Raw genomic sequence first — 16,136 nt, 5'->3', positions numbered from 1 at the left:
ACCTCCTGGAAGGATCCCGGGTCCAGGAGCAGCTCGATCCGCTCCCGCGCCGTCAGCTTGCCCTTGGCGTGCTGCGCCTCGGTCGCCTTCTCGCTGGGGCCTGCCACGGCCCGTGCACGAATCCCGTGCAGCTCGGCGACCCGTCCGCGCGCGTCCGTCGGCTCGCCGGTCGGCTCACCCGTCGTCTCTTCCAAAACGGTCATGTAGTGACCTTACGAAGGACACCAAGGAAAGCGAGCCGTCGACTCCGTACAGTCTCCGGCCCGTTTTCCTGGTGCCAGTGAACAGAACCACAGCGGTGTGCAGCCGTTCCGACTGCTCAGAAGGCATGGGCGTTGTAGGTGTGCCACAAAGACCTCACCTGAGAGCCACCTCACATTCGTGGGTGGAGGATGCCATCCCCGGGGTGACACGGACCCTCAGACGGCGGTCAGCCGACAGGATCACCACGCTGTCGTCGGCACGGTTCACCGCGCGCACCGGGCGGTCCCAGACGACCTCCAGCGGCTCACCCGTACGCGGCGGCTCGCTCACGCAGAGGGTGGCCGTCCGGCCCCGGCGGACGAGGAGCACGCTCGCGCCCGCCGAGACGGTCAGGTCCCCCACCGTACCGATCCGCCAGAAGTTCACCGCCGTCAGGCCCAGGCGGGGCACGGCGACGGCCTGGCAGGTGCCGTCATTGGCCAGAACGGACAGCCAGCGGCGGTCGGCGGCCCGGGCGGCGGTCTCGGCGCGGGAGGCGCCGGGCAGCAGGACGTAGACGTAGCCGGCACCGGCCGGGTCGGTGCCGTGGTCGAGCCACAGGGTCTGCCAGCGCCGGGTCCGGCGCTCGCCGGTGCTGGTGGTGTTGATGTCGCCCCAGGCGCCGGTGCGGTCCTCGCGGAGGGCGCGCAGTTCACCCCCGCACGGCAGCACCCACCCGCCGTGCTCCTCCAGGTGGGCCCATCGCCGGGCGCGTACGAAGGTCTGCGTGCCGCCCTCGCCGAGGTTGCGGTTGTCGACGACCGTCTCGACCGGGACACCGTCGGCGCAGCTGATCCCGGCACCGAGACAGACCACGGCGTCGTCGAGGAAGAACCAGGACTTGCGGGCCTCCAGGGTGGAGCCGAGGCCCTTGAGGTGCTGCCCCACGGCCGCGTACACGCCGTCCGTGGTCCCGCCGACCCAGCGGACGTCCGGCTTGGGCGCGCCCCACTCGCCGCCGGCCCGGTCGGCCAGCCGCTTGGCCGACACCGTGGTGCCGGGCAGGCGGTACCAGTCGACGGTCGGCCAGTACCAGTCCGTGTACTGGTCACTGCGGCCCTTCGGCCACCAGGAGAGCATTCCGGACCCGGTGTGCCAGCCGCGCGGGTTCTCGCCGTTGCCGCACTCGTAGTGGGCGATGCGGTCGCTGGCCATGGCGAGGGCGGCGGTGAAGCGGGGTGTGCGGTGGACGGCGCGGTCCATGGCCGGGAAGAGGCGGTGGCCGAGGGGTTCCCGGGCCGGGGGGACGGGTGACCCGGCGATGGCGTGCAGCCGGGCGAGATCGGCCACCCCGGACTGGCGGGCGGTCAGGAACGGTACCACCGTGTCCCGCTCGATCCACCCCTTGATCCGGCCGTGCCACCGCAGTCGCTCCGCCTCACTCGCGCCCTCCGCGAGAAGGGCGACGGCGGCGGCGAGTGCCTGCCCGTGGTAATGGTCGCTGCGCATCACCTGCAGGTCATCGCTCCGCAGGTAACCCCGGCTGATGGCGCGGCCGTTGACGCAGTCCATCACCAGCCCGTCGTGGATCAGGGGTGCGTAGGCGTGTTCGACGCCGTCCAGGATGTTCTGCCGGGCGGGGTCGGTGACCTCCCACGGCGAACCGGCGAGCAGGGCGAACAGCCGCCCCAGGCCGTCGAGCAGCACCTGGCCGTACGTCCCCGAGTAGGCGACCCAGGTGTGCTGGACGAACGAGCCGTCGGCGTACAGCCCGTCCCCCTCGGTGACGTAGGGGAAGACCGGCGACAGGGCGTCTCGCGCGAGGGAGACCCTGCCGGGGTCGCGTCCGAGGATGCCGCGTAGGGCGACGGAACGGCACAGGTCGACGCGGTTGGCGCCGGTGGACGTGCGGGAGTAGTCGGTGAGCATCGTGTCCGGGATGAAGTGGTCGACTGCCGCGCAGGCGGCCGCGACCCGGTCCCGGCCGAGCTGCTCGTACAGGGCGGCCGTGATGTCCGTCAGCAGCCGCGGGCTGCCGATCTGCCACTCCCACCAGTTGCCGTAGCGGGTGGTGGCCGGGTTGTAGACGGTGGTGGAGAGGTGGTCGAGCCCGCGGAGGACGTCGGCGAGGAGCGCGGGGTCACCGGTGGAACCGGTGCCGTCCTGGACGTACGCCTGGGTCATGGTCCACAGGCGGCCGTAGCTGAAGGTGATTCCGGAGGGCGGGTCGAAGGGGTGCCCCGGCCAGAGCGAGGCGGGACCGGGGACCATGCTCTCCCGGTACTCCCTTGCGCGGCCGCCGAGTTGGGCGAGCCGGGAGGCGTACGGCTCGGCCGCCGGGTCGTAGCCCGTGCCCAGGCAGATGCCGAGCCAGCGGCGGCGCAGGGTGTCGTACGGGTCGTCGGCCGCCCGGGCACCCGGCGCCGCGGCGGCGGCGAGGGCGGCGGCCAGCAGCAGCGCGCGTCGGGTCATGCCCATGGGGCCGGTCACCGCCCTCTCTCCTCGGCTCCCGGCTCAGCAGCCGCCGCAGTTGTAGTAGAGGACGTCCCAGTGGTTGCCCTCGTCGGCGTAGATGTTGCCGGAGCCGGACTTGTACTGCGGGGCGCCGTCGCCGCGTAGCCCGATGTACGTGAACGTGTTCTTGATGTACGACGTCACGCACGTGTTCTTGCCGTAGTCCAGCTTGTAGCCGTTCCAGTGCGAGTAGGTGCCGGAGGCGTGGCCGGTCTCGGTGCCGCCGGTGATGTTGAGGGCGCAGGCGCTGGCCCGTCTGAGGGTCTGGGCGCCCTGGGCCGTGGCGAGGTTGAGCTGCTCGAAGGACGTGCAGGTGGGGTTGTTCCGGTCCGAGCAGTTGCCGGAGGACGACCAGGTGATGCCGACGTCGCGGAACATCTGGGTGGCGGTGGCGTGGCTGATCTTGGTGACGGCGAACGCGTCGGTCGCGGTGCCGAGGACCGCGACGCCGGGGGCGGTGACGAGGGCGAGCGCGGTCAGGAGGGAGCGGACCTTCATGAGGGACCTTCCTGCGAGGGGCCGTGCGTCTCGCGGGTCGGCTGGCAGGTGGTGCAGGCAGATGGTGCCCGAGTCCGGGGTGCGCCGCCAGAGGGCGTGACGGTGACAGAGTGCGCCGACGCTGTCACACACTGATGGATGTTGAAAACTAAACGAAATGGGTCTACCGTCGAAGACGTCGGATTCATTCAACGTTCAACAAGGAGTGCGTCATGGGGATCTTCAGCCGCAAGGACACCACCGCCGTCGCCACCGCGCCGACCGCCGCCGGCCCTGACCTGACGGCGCTGACCGGCGACTACACCGTCGACCCGGCCCACAGCACGATCGGCTTCGTCGCCCGGCACGCCATGGTCACCAACGTCAAGGGCAGCTTCCAGGACTTCACCGGCACGCTGCACCTGGACGGCGCCGATCCCGCGAAGTCCACCGCCACGCTCGACGTCCAGGTGGCGAGCATCGAGACCGGCAACGCGGACCGCGACGGTCACCTGGTCCTCCGACTTCTTCAAGATCGACGAGTTCCCGACGATGACCTTCCGCTCCACCAAGGCGGAAGCCCTCGGCGGCGACGCGTACCGCATCACCGGCGACCTCTCCCTGCTCGGCGTCACCAAGCCGCTCACCATCGACCTGGAGTTCAACGGCGCCGCGACCGACCCCTTCGGCAACGAGCGCGTCGGCTTCGAGGGCAAGGCCGAGATCCTGCGCTCCGAGTGGGGCCTGACCTGGAACGCGGCACTGGAGACGGGTGGCGTCCTGGTCTCCGACAAGATCAAGCTGGTCTTCGACGTCTCGGCGATCCGGAACGCGTGAGCCTCCGGCGGACCCGCCGCGCGGACACGTCCGCCGGGTGGTTCCTCACCGAGGGGCGTCGAACTCGCACCACACGAACTTGCCGGGGTTGCGCTCCCCCGCCCCCCCACTTGTCCGCCAGCACCGACACGAGCAGCAGGCCCCGGCCGCCTTCCGCCTCCGGACCCGTCTCCCGGAGCCGGACGGTACCGGGGCCGCTGTCATGCACCTCCATCCGCAGCCGGTCCTCGCCGCGCGCGAGATCGAGCCGGACGGAGAAACCCCTGCCGGGCGGCACGCCATGCAGCAGCGCGTTGGTGGCCAGCTCGCTGACGCACAGCAACACGTCCTCCGCGCGCCGCCCCAGCCGCCAGTGCGTCAGCACCGCCCGCGTGAACTGCCGCGCCGCCCCGACCGACCTGCGGTCCCGCCGGAAGAACGCCCAATAAAGTCAGTACCTGGCAGGCGGTCGGCGCGCTGGTCGCGCACTACCGGAGAAGGCGCACCTCTCGCAGGAGGCGTTGGCCGAGCACGTACACCTCCACGTCGACACCGTGGCCTCCATCGAGCAGGGGCGGCTGGCTCTCCAGCCCTACCGCGCCGAGCAGTTCGACGAGGTGCTGGAGACGGGCGGGGCGCTGACGGTACCGCGAGGGCGGCAACTGCCTCGAACTCGCCTACACCTGGCCCAGCCACAGCGGCAGCGAAGGCGGTGACTGCGTCGAGGTCGCCGCCCACCCCGCCGCCGTCCACATCCGCGACTCCAAGGCCCCCGCCGGTCCGGTCCTCACCCTCTCCCCCGCCACCTGGAAGGACTTCCTGGGCGGCATCTAGACATCAGAAGCCCCCGCCGAAGTCCCCTCCCCCGCCGCCTCCACCGTCGAAGCCGCCGCCCCCGTCGAAGCCACCGCCGTCCCCGAACCCGCCCCCGAAGTCCCCGGGGTCGAAGTCCGTGCCGGAGACGTCGCCGCCCTCGTAGCCGCCGCCGTAGTCACCGCCGCCGAAGTCGCCGTAGCCGGAGCCGTAGCCGGCCGCGTAGGACGGGGTGGCCATCACGCTGCCCAGCACGGTGCCGAACAGGAGGCCGGGCAGGAGGCCGCCGCCGAAGTAGCCGCCGGCCCAGGGGCCGTAGGCCGGGCCCGCGTCCCAGTAGGGGCGGCGTCCGTACTCGGTGTCGACCTCGCGGATCACCGGGTCGCGGCCGTCGGCCAGACGGGTGGCGTCGGCCGCGCACACCGGGACCTGACGCGCGGCACCGCCGGGCGGCATCCAGGTGGCGTCGGTGACCGACGGGCCGTGACGGGGGTCGAAGAAGCACGGCGGCCTGCGTTCGGGGAGCGGGCGGCCTTCGCGGCGGGCGGCCAGCTGGGCCAGGGAGAAGCGGCCGTCCTCCACGGCCTCGGTGACCCCGCGGACGTCCTCCGGTCGCACCGCCGCCGCCATGCGCTGCTTGGCGGTCTCGTAGGCGTCCAGAGCACGCTCGTAGTCGGCGCGCATCGCGTCGTCGGCGCCCCGTTCCGAGGGGTGGAAGTCCAGGCGGTCCAGTTCCTCGCCGAACGCGGTGATGTCCTCGTCCACGACCACCCGCAGCCGGTCCAGGGCGGCCCGCTGCTCCTCCTCGCGCCGGCGGCGGTTGCGGCGGACCAGCGCGTACGCGCCCGCGCCACCGGCCACGACGACCGCGCCCGTCGTGATCAGCGCCGTGCCGGAGATGCCGTCGTCACCGGCCGCGCCGCCCCAGCTCTGCGGGGCGTGGCCGCCCATGTTGGCCAGGGCCCGGTCGGTGAAGTCGGCCAGCTGCGCCTTGGCGTCCTCGCCCTGGACGCTGCCGACCAGGTTCTTCCGGGCCGTTACCGACATGACGGAGGCGTCGGCGCGGGCGTCGAACCGGTCACCGAGGCGGACGCCGTAGAGGCCCGTGACGCCGGTCGCGGCGCGCAGGTCGTAGAAGAGGCGGGAGGTGGGGTAGTCGGCCGGGAGGACCGCGATGAACAGGGGTTTGTCCGCGTCCTTGATCCGCTCGGCGAGGGTCTCGGCGTCCGCCGCGGACAGCTCGTCGCGGGCCGCCGGGTCGACGTAGACCGGGCTTTCGCGCAAGGCCCGGGCGATCGTGGAAACACTGGTCTCCGCGCTCGCCGCAGGCGCGAACAGGGTCGCCAGCAACACGACCAGGACGGCGAGCAGCAGGGCGGGGAGGCTTCGGGTCCGCGCGACGGCCTTCATACTTCGACGCTACCCGAAGCTTCCCCAAACAGGGCATCCCGGTATTCCGGCGGTCAGACCGCCCGGTACGCCTCCGTCAGCTTCCGCACCGCCTTTCCGTAGCGGCCGGTCAGCAGCAGGTGGTCGGCGTCGGCGAAGGGCTTCGCCACCACCTGGGTGAGGTGGCCGTCCGCCTTCTGCTGGACGAGCAGCCGGGCCCGGGTCACCAGCGCCCGCCCGGTCCGGTCGTCCCCGTGCCGCTCCGCCGCCGCCGCACGGACGGCCAGGTCGCGCAGGGTGGCCGTACCGCCCTTCGGGACCTGGGTGAGGGTGGTCAGGCCCCAGCCGTACGGGAACTGCGGGTCGTACGCCGTGTCGCCCACGTTGACCGGCAGCTGCGCCTCCGACTTCGGCCAGGTGACCGGGAGCTGTCCGGTGAAGGGGCGCTTGCCGTAGAGGACGTCGGCGACGCCCTCGCCCTCGGTGCCGGGCAGCCAGGAGGCGACCAGGGCGTCGATCTCGCCCAGCCGGTCGCCGACGAGCTGCGGACGGCCGGAGACGATCAGCACCGCGCACTTCATGGCGGCGCACACCTTGTCCACGGCGGCCTGGTCGGCGGCCGACAGCTTCAGGTCGTGGCCGTTGCCGACGTCGCCGACACCCTCGGCGTACGGGGTCTCGCCGACCACGACCACGCCGACGTCATAGCCGCCGGTGGGAGCGGAGGCGTCCTTGGAGTACGTGACGTTCCCGCCCGCCTTGCGCAGGCCCTCGAGGACGGTCGTGCCCGGGACGATGTGCCCGGAGGCGCCCTGCCAGGTGAGGGTCCAGCCGCCGGTCTGGTTGCCGATGTCGTCGGCGTTGGACCCGGCGACGTACACCTTCTCGCTCTTCTTCAGCGGCAGGAGCCCGCCCGCGTTCTTCAGCAGCACCTGCGATTCGGCGGCGGCCCGGCGGGCGACCTCCCGGTGGGCGCGGGAGCCTATGGCGGCGGCGCCGGTGGGGTCGGCGTACGGGTGCTCGAACAGGCCCAGCCTGAATTTCTGGGTGAGGATCCGGGAGACGGCGTCGTCGATCCGCTTCTCGCTGATCCGGCCCGCCGTCACCTGGTGGGCGAGCGCGGTGCTGAACTCCTTGTAGGTGTAGGGCACCATCATCATGTCGACGCCCGCGTTCACCGCCGTGCGGACGTGGGAGGAGTAGTCGCCGGGGAGCTGGTCGATGGCGTTCCAGTCGCTGATGACGAAGCCGTCGAAGCCCAGCCGGTCCTTGAGCACGCCGTTGATCATGTCGCCGCGGGCGTGCATCTTGATCGCGCCCTTGCCGTCGCCCGCGATGTCCAGAGAGGAGTACGACGGCATGACCGTGCCGACGCCCCGCTCGACGGCCGCGCGGTACGGCGCGAGGTGGATGTGCTGAAGCCGCTCGCGGGTGACCTTGGTGACGCCCTGGTCGATGGTGTAGGACCCGGTGGTCGAGGAGCCGTACGCGGTGCCGCCGTCGGCCACGAAGTGCTTGGCCGTGGCCAGCACCTTGTCGTTCCGGCTCAGTTCCCTGCCGTTCGCGCGGCCCTGGAGGCCCTGGATGACGGTCTCCATGGACTCCACGAGGGCCGGGTCCTCGCCGAAGGACTCGTAGGAACGGCCCCAGCGTTCGTCGCGGCTCACGCACAGGCAGGGGGCGAAGTCCCAGGGGATGCCGGTGGCGCGGACCTCGGCTGCCGTCACCGCGCCCGTCCGGTAGGCGAGTCGGGGGTCGCGGGTGGCGCCGATGCCGATGTTGTGCGGCATGATCGTGGCGCCGGAGAGGTTGTTGTGGCCGTGGACCGCGTCGACTCCGTAGACCAGCGGGATCTGGAAGCGGGTCGCCCGGGTGCGCAGCTGGAAGGCGTCGATCATCTTCGCCCAGGCCTCGGGCGTGTTGGGTGTGGGGGTCGAGCCGCCGCCGGAGAGCAGGGAGCCGAGGGCGTAGGCGGCGATGTCGGCCGGTCGGGCCATCGCGCCGCGCTCGGCCTGGGTCATCTGGCCGGCCTTCTCCGCCAGGGACATCCGGCTCACCAGGTCGGCGACCCGCTTCTCGACCGGCAACCTGGCGTCCAGGTACGGCAGTCCGTGTGCGTCGATCACGATCTGCGGGGTCTCGGCGGGGGCCTTGGCGCCGGTGACCGTGAGCTTCAGCGGGATGGTCTCGGCGGGTTCGGCCGCCCGGTCCCGGCGGGTGGGTACCTCGATGGTCCGCGCGGTGCCGGAGGCGGTGCCGGCCGGGAAGGTGAGGGTGCCGGAGACGGGGGTGTAGTCCCTGCCGGAGGTCGCGGTGCCGTCCCCCGTGGCGTAGGTGACGGTCACGGGCTCGGCGAGCGGCCGGTCGCCGGTGGTGGCCACGGTGACCTTCACCCTGGCCGCCTTGCCCTCCTTCACCGGGTGGACGGGTGTGTCGGTGCCGGCGGTGGCGCGCAGTGCCTGGTCGGCGTTCCCGTACAGCTCCACGTCGTCCATAGCGAAGTCGCCCTTGGTGCCGGCCGGGAGGGTGATGGCGTAGCCCCACATCTCCTTGAGGCCGAGGATGTGGTCGATGCCGCCGACGGGCTGGTAGTCGGTGCGGTAGGCGAAGTCGGTGAAGGGAAGCTCGATCCGCTTCCAGCCGGTGAAGTCGTCGGTGAAGGAGGTGGTCCACAGTTCGGAGGCCTCGCCGTGGGCGCCGCCGTCCTTGATCTCGAAGGTGATCTTCTTGCCGTTGTTCCGGCCCTCCCACCACAAGCGGATGCCCTGGTGGGCGGACCAGTCGTGGGCGGGTGCGGTGGCGGCGAAGTCGTGGGTGAGGCCGCCGTAGCCACTGATGTCGTAGCCGCCGGCGAGGACGTGGCCGCCCTCGGGGGCGTCGGCGCCGCCGGCGAGGCGGAGCGTGGGCGGGTCGTCGGCGTCGCCACCCCAGGTGAAGATGCCCTCAGCGGGCTGGGAGGCGAAGGGCACCTCGCCCTCGAAGCGGTCGACGGGGACGGGGGCCGGATCGTCGGCGGCTCGCGCGGTCGCCGCCCAGGGCAGCAGACCGGCGAGGAGAGCGGCGGAGGCGAGCAGGGCGGTTCTTCGCATGGGCCTTCCCTCGACTCTCGTGGTTCACTCAGGACTTAGCTCACGCCATGAGTTAACTGGGCCCTCCCAGAACCGTCAAGACGGCATGTCAGGAGGTTCGGGCACAACCTCCCCCCGCACCAGGCACGTTGGCCCTCCCGTACGCCTGGGGGTACTTCACGCCAACGGCGCGGCGGTGCAGCTTGACGACTGCAACGGCAGCACCGCCCAGCAGTGGACCGTCCAGCCGGCGGATCGATCCGGACGCTCGGCGAGTGCCCGGACGTGGCCTCGGGCCCGACAACGGACAGAGCCGAGGTGCGGTTGTACGACTGCAACGCAACCGGTGCCCGACAGTGGTCGTACAACACCACCACCGGTGATGTCGTGGACACGGCGGCCGACAAGTACCTCGACGTCACGGAGGACTCGTCGGCGAACGGGGCACACGCACGGATCTGGTCGTGCACCGGCGCCATCAACCAGAAGTGGGCACTGCGGTAGGGCGGACATGAGACGCGCGAGGGTCATGGCGGCGGGAGTCACCGGCGGAATGCTGCTGCTCAGCGGCTGCACTGCCGTCGATCTGCCGCTCGCGGGGGTGCGGGTCGGCACGGACGGGACGCCGTACGCGGTCTTCCGTCCGTGCGGTGACGACGGCTACCAGGGCCCGCACCTCGACGGGCGAAGGCGCGGGGCCGGGGACGGCCCGGTGACCACCGGGTGGGACGCGCGGAGGGAGGGGCTGCACGGGGATGCCGGCTTCCCCCTCTTCACCCCGCCCGAGGGCTGGCAGGCCCGGCACCGGGGGAAGCAGGAGCTGCTGCCCCGGCACGACTACGTCCTCGGGTTCGGGCACTACGACAGCGGCGACTCCTACAACGGGGTCGTGGAGTTCACCGCCGATCAGATCGGGCGGCTGAAGCCCGGACAGGTCTGGGCGGACGGCCGTACGATGAGCCGCGGCGCGTTCGGGAGGCTCGCCGAGGACTCCTGCTGAGCGGCGGCCGCCGGGCGGCTGGGGGACGATGAGGGAGACCGGCGGGCCCGCCGGCACCTCACCGAGGAGCGGGATCATGCGCGAGTTCCTGGTCGAGATCGCCACCTCGGTGCCCGAGGGCACCCGTGGAGGAGGTCGCCCGGCGGCGGGCCGCCGAGGCCGTACGGGCGCGGGAACCGGCCGCAACCGGTCGTCTGGCACGGCTGCGGCGCCCGGCCGGCGAGTCGCGCGGCACCGGCGTCTGGCGGGCGCCCGACGAGGAGGAACTCGACCGGAAGGTGCTGGGCATCCTTCCGCCGCGGCCGTGGACGACGCTCCGTGCCACGCCGCTGGAGCGCCACCCGAACGGCCCCGGCCCGTCCTGACACGTCCGCGAGCCCGTCCGTCCTGGAGTCCCGTATGACCACACCGCAGGATCTGTTCCTCGTCAGCCTGGACGTCCCCGGCGACCACCCCGTCGAGCAGGGCGATCTGTCGCTGGCGCTCGCGGGGGCCGAGCTGATCGACCTCCTCGGCGCCCGGGCCCTCACCCTGGAGGGCGAGCGCATCCTGCCGGGGCCGACGCTGACCACGGGTGACCGGCTGCTGGACGAGGCGGGCGCCTCGCTCGTCCGACAGGAGCCGTACGAGACGGTCGAGGACTGGCTGTGGCGGCGGGGGCAGGGGCTGGCCACGGCCTACCGCGACGTCCTGGACTCCGCGGGGCAGCTCACGGGGAAGCGCCGTCACCGGCTGTCCCTGCGCAGCGGGGACGCCACCCCGGCCGACACCCCCGCCCGGCGGCACGCGGCCGACCGCTGGTGGTCCCACGAGCCCGTCCTGGCCGCCCTCGCCGGCACCCTGGGCATCCAGGACGACCGGCCGGCCCAGGAGGAACCCGGCGACGAGGCGGTCGTCACCGTGCTGCTGGCGGTCGGCGACGCGGTGACCGAGCTGGAGGCCGTGCGCGAGCGGCGGCGCATCGAGAACGTGGCCTTCGACAACATCTGGCGGGCGCCCTGACGACTGGTCCGACGGCATCGGGCCGGCCCCCGGGCCCGCTCCCGGCTACCGGATCGGCTCGCCGACGGCCAGCAGATTGCCCTCGCTGTCGCGGAACCAGGCGCCGCGCTCCCCGCGCGCGCCCTTGCTCGGGTAGTTGCCCTCGACCTCGGCGATGCCGTCGCGGGTGTGCAGGCCGGGCGCGTCGACCTCCTCGAAGACCACGCCCCGGTGCCGCAGCTCCGCCACGACCGCCTCGATGTCGTCCACCTCGAAGGCCATCTGCGTGAAGGTGCCCGGCGAGGTCCCCGTCGACCGGAAGACCACGAAGTCCACGCCGGAGCACCGGTACAGCAGCCCGCCGGGGCGTTCGTCGACGGGCTGCAGGCCGAGCTTCTCGGCGTAGAAGCGCCGGGCCCGGCCCAGGTCGGCGGCGGGCAGCCGGGTCGCCACGCGGGCTCCCGCCAGAAGGTCACCGTCGTCTGAGGTCATGCTCCCACTGTGACCTACTCCGCCGGTTCCACGCCCGCCCGCAGCAGGCCGTACGTGTACGCGTCCTCCAGCGCCTGCCAGGACGCGGCGATGACGTTCTCCGCCACGCCCACCGTGGACCACTCGCCCGAGCCGTCCGAGGTGGAGATCAGCACGCGGGTGGTGGACTGGGTGCCGTGCACGCCCTCCAGGATGCGGACCTTGTAGTCGACCAGGTCCAGCTTGGCGAGCTGCGGGTAGATCTTCTCCAGCGCCACGCGCAGGGCCCGGTCCAGGGCGTTGACGGGGCCGTTGCCCTCCGCGGTGGCGACGATCCGCTCCCTCTTGGCCCACAGCTTGACCGTGGCCTCGTTGGCGTGAGTACCGTCGGGGCGGTCCTCGACGATGGCCCGCCAGGACTCGACGTCGAAGTACTTCAGCGGCCTGCCCTCGACCTCGGCGCGCAACAGGAGTTCGAAGGAGGCGTCGGCGGCCTCGTAGGTGTAGCCCTCGAGTTCGCGTTCCTTCACCCGCTCGACGACGCGGCCGACCAGCTCGCGGTCGCCGCCCAGGTCGATTCCGAGTTCCTTGCCCTTCAGTTCGACCGAGGCGCGGCCCGCCATGTCGGAGACCAGCATGCGCATGGTGTTGCCGACCAGCTCGGGGTCGATGTGCTGGTACAGGTCCGGGTCGACCTTGATGGCGGAGGCGTGCAGGCCGGCCTTGTGCGCGAAGGCGGAGACGCCGACGTAGGGCTGGTGGGTGGAGGGGGTGAGGTTGACGACCTCGGCGATGGCGTGGGAGATGCGGGTCATCTCGCGCAGGCGGCCGTCGGGCAGCACCCTCTTGCCGTACTTCAGCTCCAGGGCCGCGACGACCGGGAAGAGGTTGGCGTTGCCGACCCGCTCGCCGTAGCCGTTGGCCGTGCACTGCACGTGTGTCGCGCCCCCGTCGACGGCGGCGAGGGTGTTGGCGACCGCGCAGCCGGTGTCGTCCTGGGCGTGGATGCCGAGCCGGGCGCCGGTGTCGGCGAGGACCGTGGAGACGACCGCGTGGACCTGGGCGGGGAGCATGCCGCCGTTGGTGTCGCAGAGGATGACGACGTCGGCGCCGGCCTCCGAGGCCGTACGGACGACCGCCTTGGCGTACTCCGGGTCGGCGCGGTAGCCGTCGAAGAAGTGCTCGCAGTCGACGAAGACCCGGCGGCCCTGGTCCTTCAGGTACGACACCGTGTCCCGGACCATCTCGAGGTTCTCCTCGAGCGTGGTGCGCAGCGCCAGTTCCACGTGCCGGTCGTGCGACTTGGCGACCAGGGTGATCACCGGGGCGCCGGACTCCAGGAGCGCCTTGACCTGGGGGTCGTCGGCGGCCGTGGTACCGGCGCGGCGGGTGGCGCCGAAGGCGACCAGCTGGGCGTGCTTGAAGTCGATCTCCGCTTGCGCACGGGCGAAGAACTCGGTGTCGCGGGGGTTCGCACCGGGCCAGCCGCCCTCGATGAAGCCCACGCCGAAGTCGTCCAGGTGCCGTGCGATGGTGAGCTTGTCCGCGACGGTGAGGTTGATGCCCTCGCGCTGCGCGCCGTCGCGCAGCGTGGTGTCGAAGACGTGGAACGAGTCGTCGAGCTCGCTGGTTGCCGTCTCGGTCATGGTCTCAAGGCTCCTGTTGTGGATCTTCGGTCTTACCGGAATGACCGGCTCCACCGTCCCCCCAATACTCCCTCGCGCTCCGCTGCCGGCTGCAGGTGGGCCGGAAAACGAAAAAACCCCTCGCGGGTGCGAGAGGTCTGCGCGCGGGTCGAGGACGACGGTGGCCACCCGCACTTGGTCGTACGAGGTGGTCACTGCGGACCGGCGCGCCTGCTGCCAATAATCATGGCGAACGAGAGCACGGGGGCAGTCTGGCACAGCGACGCCCCCGGCTCACCGGCCGTCTCAGGATGCGGTCGTCAGGCTGGACTCCCCGGACCCCTCGGCGGCCTTCACCCTGGCCAGATCGAGGTCCTTCGTCTCCCGCATGGCGACGTAGACCACCAGGGACACGGCCGCACAACCGGCCACGTACCAGTAGAAGCCCGACTCGATGCCGGCCTTCTTGAACCACAGGGCGACGTATTCGGCGGTGCCGCCGAAGAGGGCGTTGGCGATGGCGTACGGCAGGGCCACACCCAGCGCGCGCACGCCGGTCGGGAACAGCTCGGCCTTCACGCAGGCGTTGATGGAGGTGTAGCCGGTGACCACGACCAGTGCGAGGAGGGCGAGGCCGAGGGCGGACCAGTAGCCGCTCGCATGCCCCAGCAGCGTCATGATCGGCACGGTGAGGACGGTGGAGCCGACCGCGAAGGTGATCAGCAGCGGGCGGCGGCCGATGCGGTCGGAGAGGCGGCCCGCGAGCGGCTGGAGACAGGCGAAGACGATCAGCGCGGTGAAGGAGACGAGGGTCGCGGTCTCCTTCGGCAGGCCCGCCGAGTTGGAGAGGTACTTCGTCAGGTAGGTCGTATAGGTGTAGTACGCGACCGTGCCGCCCATGGTGAGGGCGATGACCAGGAACGCCTCCCGTTTGTGCTGCCACAGGGCGCGCAGCGTGCCGCGCTCCTCGGCGTGCGAGGCGTCCTCCTCGTAGACCTCGGTCTCCAGCATGTTCCGGCGCAGATAGAAGATCACGGCCGCGCCGAGCGCGCCGACCACGAAGGGGATGCGCCAGCCGTAGCCGTGCAGGGCGTCGTCGGACATGGTGCGCTGGAGGATGATCTGCAGGCCGAGGCCGACGATCTGGCCGGCGGTCATGGAGACGTACTGGAAGCTGGAGGCGAAACCGCGGCTGCGGGGGTCGGAGGCCTCGGTGAGGTAGGTGGCGCTGGCCGCGTACTCGCCTCCGACCGACAGGCCCTGGAGCAGACGGGCGACGAGCAGGACGAGGGCGCCGCCGTAGCCGGCGACCGAGTAGGTCGGGGCGACGGCGATGAGGACGGCCGAGGCCGACATGAGCGTGACGGTCAGGGTCAGCGCCGCCTTGCGGCCCTTGCGGTCGCCGACCCTGCCCAGCAGCCAGCCGCCGACGGGGCGCATGAAGAACCCGACGGCGAAGATCCCCGCGGTGTTCATGAGCTGGGCGGTGGGGTCGCCGCTCGGGAAGAAAGCGCCGGCGAAGTAGGTGGCGAAGCTCGCGTACACGAACCAGTCGAACCACTCGACCATGTTGCCCGCCGAGCCGACCCAGATCTTCTTCCAGTGTTGTCGTCCCATGCGCCGTTATCTGCCCGGCGGCGGAGGCAACGATTCCTTCACCCGGCGCGGCCGGAAGCCCGACGCGATCAGACGTCGCGCGGCAGCAGCGTCTCGGTGATGAACTCCGTCACATGTGCCAGCACTTGCTCACGGTCGGTACCACGCAACCCGATCGCCACATGGATGGAGAACCCGTCGAGCAGCGCACGCAACCTCGCCGCGAAGCGGTCCGCGTCCACCCCGCGGAACTCACCGTGCGAGATGCCCTCGGCGATCAGGGCGACCAGATCCCGGTGCCAGGCGCCCTCGATCGCGGCCTGCCGGGCCCGGGCGTCGTCGTCGGCGTTCTGCGAGCGGTTCCAGACCTCCAGCCAGAGCGTCCAGTGCGGGTCGCGGTGGCCGTCGGGGACGTACAGGTCGACATAGGCGGACAGGCGCTCGCGGGCGGTGCCGGGGCCGGTGAGCAGGCGGCCCCGCTCCGCGCCGAGCCGGCCCTCGCTCCACTCCAGGGTCCGCAGCAGCAGCTCGTCCTTGGAGCGGAAGTAGTACAGCAGGTGCCCGCTGCTCATGCCGACCTCGCGGCCGAGCGCGGCCATGGTGAGCTTCTCCAGGCCCCGCTCGGCGATCATGTCCATGGCAGCACCGAGGACGTCCTCACGGGGCGGGGCGGGGGTACGGCGGCGCGGGGACGGGGTCTCGCTCATGCCGGGACCGTCCGTACGGCGTCGGGGACGAACCGGGTCGCGTACTCGCTCGTGCAGTCCGCGGCCACGATCGCCACCTCGGCACCGCAGGGGCACAGGCGGTTGGCACCGTGCTCCCCGTCGGGGCCGCAACAGCCGATGTGCCGCCACGAGTCGGGGTGGAAGACCAACTCGGGGACGTCGAGCGGATGCAGGACGTACGTGTCGCGGGGCCCGGCGGAGACGAGCAATCCGCGCTCGTCGGACATCCATTTCCCGCCGGGCACCACGCCGTCGTACTCCTCGTCCTTCGGCGCGGGCACGAACGGCGCCCCGTGCGGCAGCGGGTCGACTGCGTAGGTGCCGCGCGACAGCCGGGCCGGAGGCAGGCGCTGCCCGTCGGGCCCGGGCAGCCCGTCCCAGTCGGGGAACTCGGGCATCCCGTCGAGGCGCCGGACCGGTTCGGTCAGCCGATGGCCGCAGGCGGCACAGAGCAGTATGTCCACGCGTATGTTCT

The 16,136-nt window shown here is 71.7% G+C and carries 14 protein-coding genes and 4 pseudogenes; 7 read left to right on the top strand and 11 right to left on the bottom strand.

Features of this window, described 5'->3' with window-relative positions; all coding sequences use genetic code 11:
* The 3 genes from ABZ079_RS31010 to ABZ079_RS31000 form a co-directional block, all read right to left on the bottom strand.
* The coding region (locus tag ABZ079_RS31010; protein WP_356942749.1) for a carboxyl transferase domain-containing protein at positions 1-203 on the bottom strand (203 nt) is incomplete at its 3' end.
* Between the two features lie 154 nt (positions 204-357).
* On the bottom strand, positions 358-2,661 hold the full coding sequence (locus ABZ079_RS31005; RefSeq protein ID WP_356942756.1) for a polysaccharide lyase 8 family protein: 2,304 nt from the start codon (positions 2,659-2,661) through the stop codon (positions 358-360).
* Positions 2,662-2,697: 36 nt separating this feature from the next.
* Complete coding sequence (locus tag ABZ079_RS31000; protein ID WP_356942748.1) at positions 2,698-3,195, bottom strand: hypothetical protein; 498 nt, start codon at positions 3,193-3,195, stop codon at positions 2,698-2,700.
* Between the two features lie 212 nt (positions 3,196-3,407).
* On the opposite strand from ABZ079_RS31000, the pseudogene ABZ079_RS30995 reads away from it, so the two are divergent.
* A pseudogene (locus ABZ079_RS30995) lies at positions 3,408-4,011 on the top strand (YceI family protein).
* A gap of 45 nt (positions 4,012-4,056) precedes the next feature.
* Here the strand turns inward: ABZ079_RS30995 and ABZ079_RS30990 are convergent.
* A pseudogene (locus ABZ079_RS30990) lies at positions 4,057-4,432 on the bottom strand (ATP-binding protein); the annotation flags it as partial.
* Positions 4,433-4,511: 79 nt separating this feature from the next.
* Between ABZ079_RS30990 and ABZ079_RS30985 the strand changes: the two are divergent.
* On the top strand, positions 4,512-4,706 hold the full coding sequence (locus ABZ079_RS30985) for a hypothetical protein (RefSeq protein WP_356942747.1): 195 nt from the start codon (positions 4,512-4,514) through the stop codon (positions 4,704-4,706).
* Positions 4,642-4,824, top strand: a pseudogene (locus tag ABZ079_RS30980) (DUF397 domain-containing protein); the annotation flags it as partial. The gene ABZ079_RS30985 and the pseudogene ABZ079_RS30980, both read left to right, overlap by 65 nt.
* A gap of 3 nt (positions 4,825-4,827) precedes the next feature.
* On the opposite strand, the gene ABZ079_RS30975 reads toward ABZ079_RS30980, so the two are convergent.
* On the bottom strand, positions 4,828-6,213 hold the full coding sequence (locus ABZ079_RS30975; RefSeq protein ID WP_356942746.1) for a hypothetical protein: 1,386 nt from the start codon (positions 6,211-6,213) through the stop codon (positions 4,828-4,830).
* 53 nt (positions 6,214-6,266) lie between these two features.
* A complete protein-coding gene (locus ABZ079_RS30970; protein WP_356942745.1) occupies positions 6,267-9,281 on the bottom strand; it encodes a glycoside hydrolase family 3 N-terminal domain-containing protein in 3,015 nt (1,004 codons plus the stop codon).
* Positions 9,282-9,441: 160 nt separating this feature from the next.
* On the opposite strand from ABZ079_RS30970, the pseudogene ABZ079_RS30965 reads away from it, so the two are divergent.
* The 4 genes and pseudogenes from ABZ079_RS30965 to ABZ079_RS30950 all read left to right on the top strand — a co-directional run.
* Positions 9,442-9,764: pseudogene (locus ABZ079_RS30965) on the top strand (RICIN domain-containing protein); the annotation flags it as partial.
* Between the two features lie 7 nt (positions 9,765-9,771).
* The gene (locus ABZ079_RS30960) at positions 9,772-10,260 is read left to right on the top strand and encodes a hypothetical protein (protein ID WP_356942744.1); all 489 of its coding nucleotides are present in this window, start codon (positions 9,772-9,774) and stop codon (positions 10,258-10,260) included.
* 125 nt (positions 10,261-10,385) lie between these two features.
* A complete protein-coding gene (locus ABZ079_RS30955) occupies positions 10,386-10,625 on the top strand; it encodes a muconolactone Delta-isomerase family protein (protein ID WP_356942743.1) in 240 nt (79 codons plus the stop codon).
* A 34-nt stretch (positions 10,626-10,659) separates the two neighbouring features.
* Positions 10,660-11,262 (top strand): GPP34 family phosphoprotein, encoded by a 603-nt coding sequence (locus ABZ079_RS30950; protein WP_356942742.1) that lies wholly within the window; start codon positions 10,660-10,662, stop codon positions 11,260-11,262.
* Positions 11,263-11,307: 45 nt separating this feature from the next.
* Here ABZ079_RS30950 and ABZ079_RS30945 read toward each other — a convergent pair whose 3' ends face one another.
* From ABZ079_RS30945 to ABZ079_RS30925, 5 genes are all read right to left on the bottom strand, one after another.
* Complete coding sequence (locus ABZ079_RS30945) at positions 11,308-11,733, bottom strand: VOC family protein (protein ID WP_356942741.1); 426 nt, start codon at positions 11,731-11,733, stop codon at positions 11,308-11,310.
* A gap of 14 nt (positions 11,734-11,747) precedes the next feature.
* Positions 11,748-13,358, bottom strand: coding sequence for a citramalate synthase (gene cimA / locus ABZ079_RS30940; RefSeq protein WP_356942740.1), 1,611 nt, complete (start codon positions 13,356-13,358; stop codon positions 11,748-11,750).
* A gap of 285 nt (positions 13,359-13,643) precedes the next feature.
* Positions 13,644-14,954, bottom strand: a complete 1,311-nt coding sequence (locus tag ABZ079_RS30935; protein ID WP_356942739.1) for an MFS transporter — start codon at positions 14,952-14,954, stop codon at positions 13,644-13,646.
* 68 nt (positions 14,955-15,022) lie between these two features.
* The gene (locus ABZ079_RS30930; protein WP_356942738.1) at positions 15,023-15,640 is read right to left on the bottom strand and encodes a TetR/AcrR family transcriptional regulator; all 618 of its coding nucleotides are present in this window, start codon (positions 15,638-15,640) and stop codon (positions 15,023-15,025) included.
* Complete coding sequence (locus ABZ079_RS30925) at positions 15,637-16,125, bottom strand: hypothetical protein (RefSeq protein ID WP_356942737.1); 489 nt, start codon at positions 16,123-16,125, stop codon at positions 15,637-15,639. Before ABZ079_RS30925 ends, ABZ079_RS30930 begins: the two co-directional genes overlap by 4 nt.
* Positions 16,126-16,136 lie beyond the last annotated feature (11 nt).

Origin of the sequence: Streptomyces sp. NPDC006314 (assembly GCF_040613075.1) — a bacterium.
Lineage (GTDB): Bacteria > Actinomycetota > Actinomycetes > Streptomycetales > Streptomycetaceae > Streptomyces.
The sequence above is the reverse complement of the archived record's forward strand: the minus strand, read 5'-3'. Positions and strand labels throughout refer to the sequence as shown.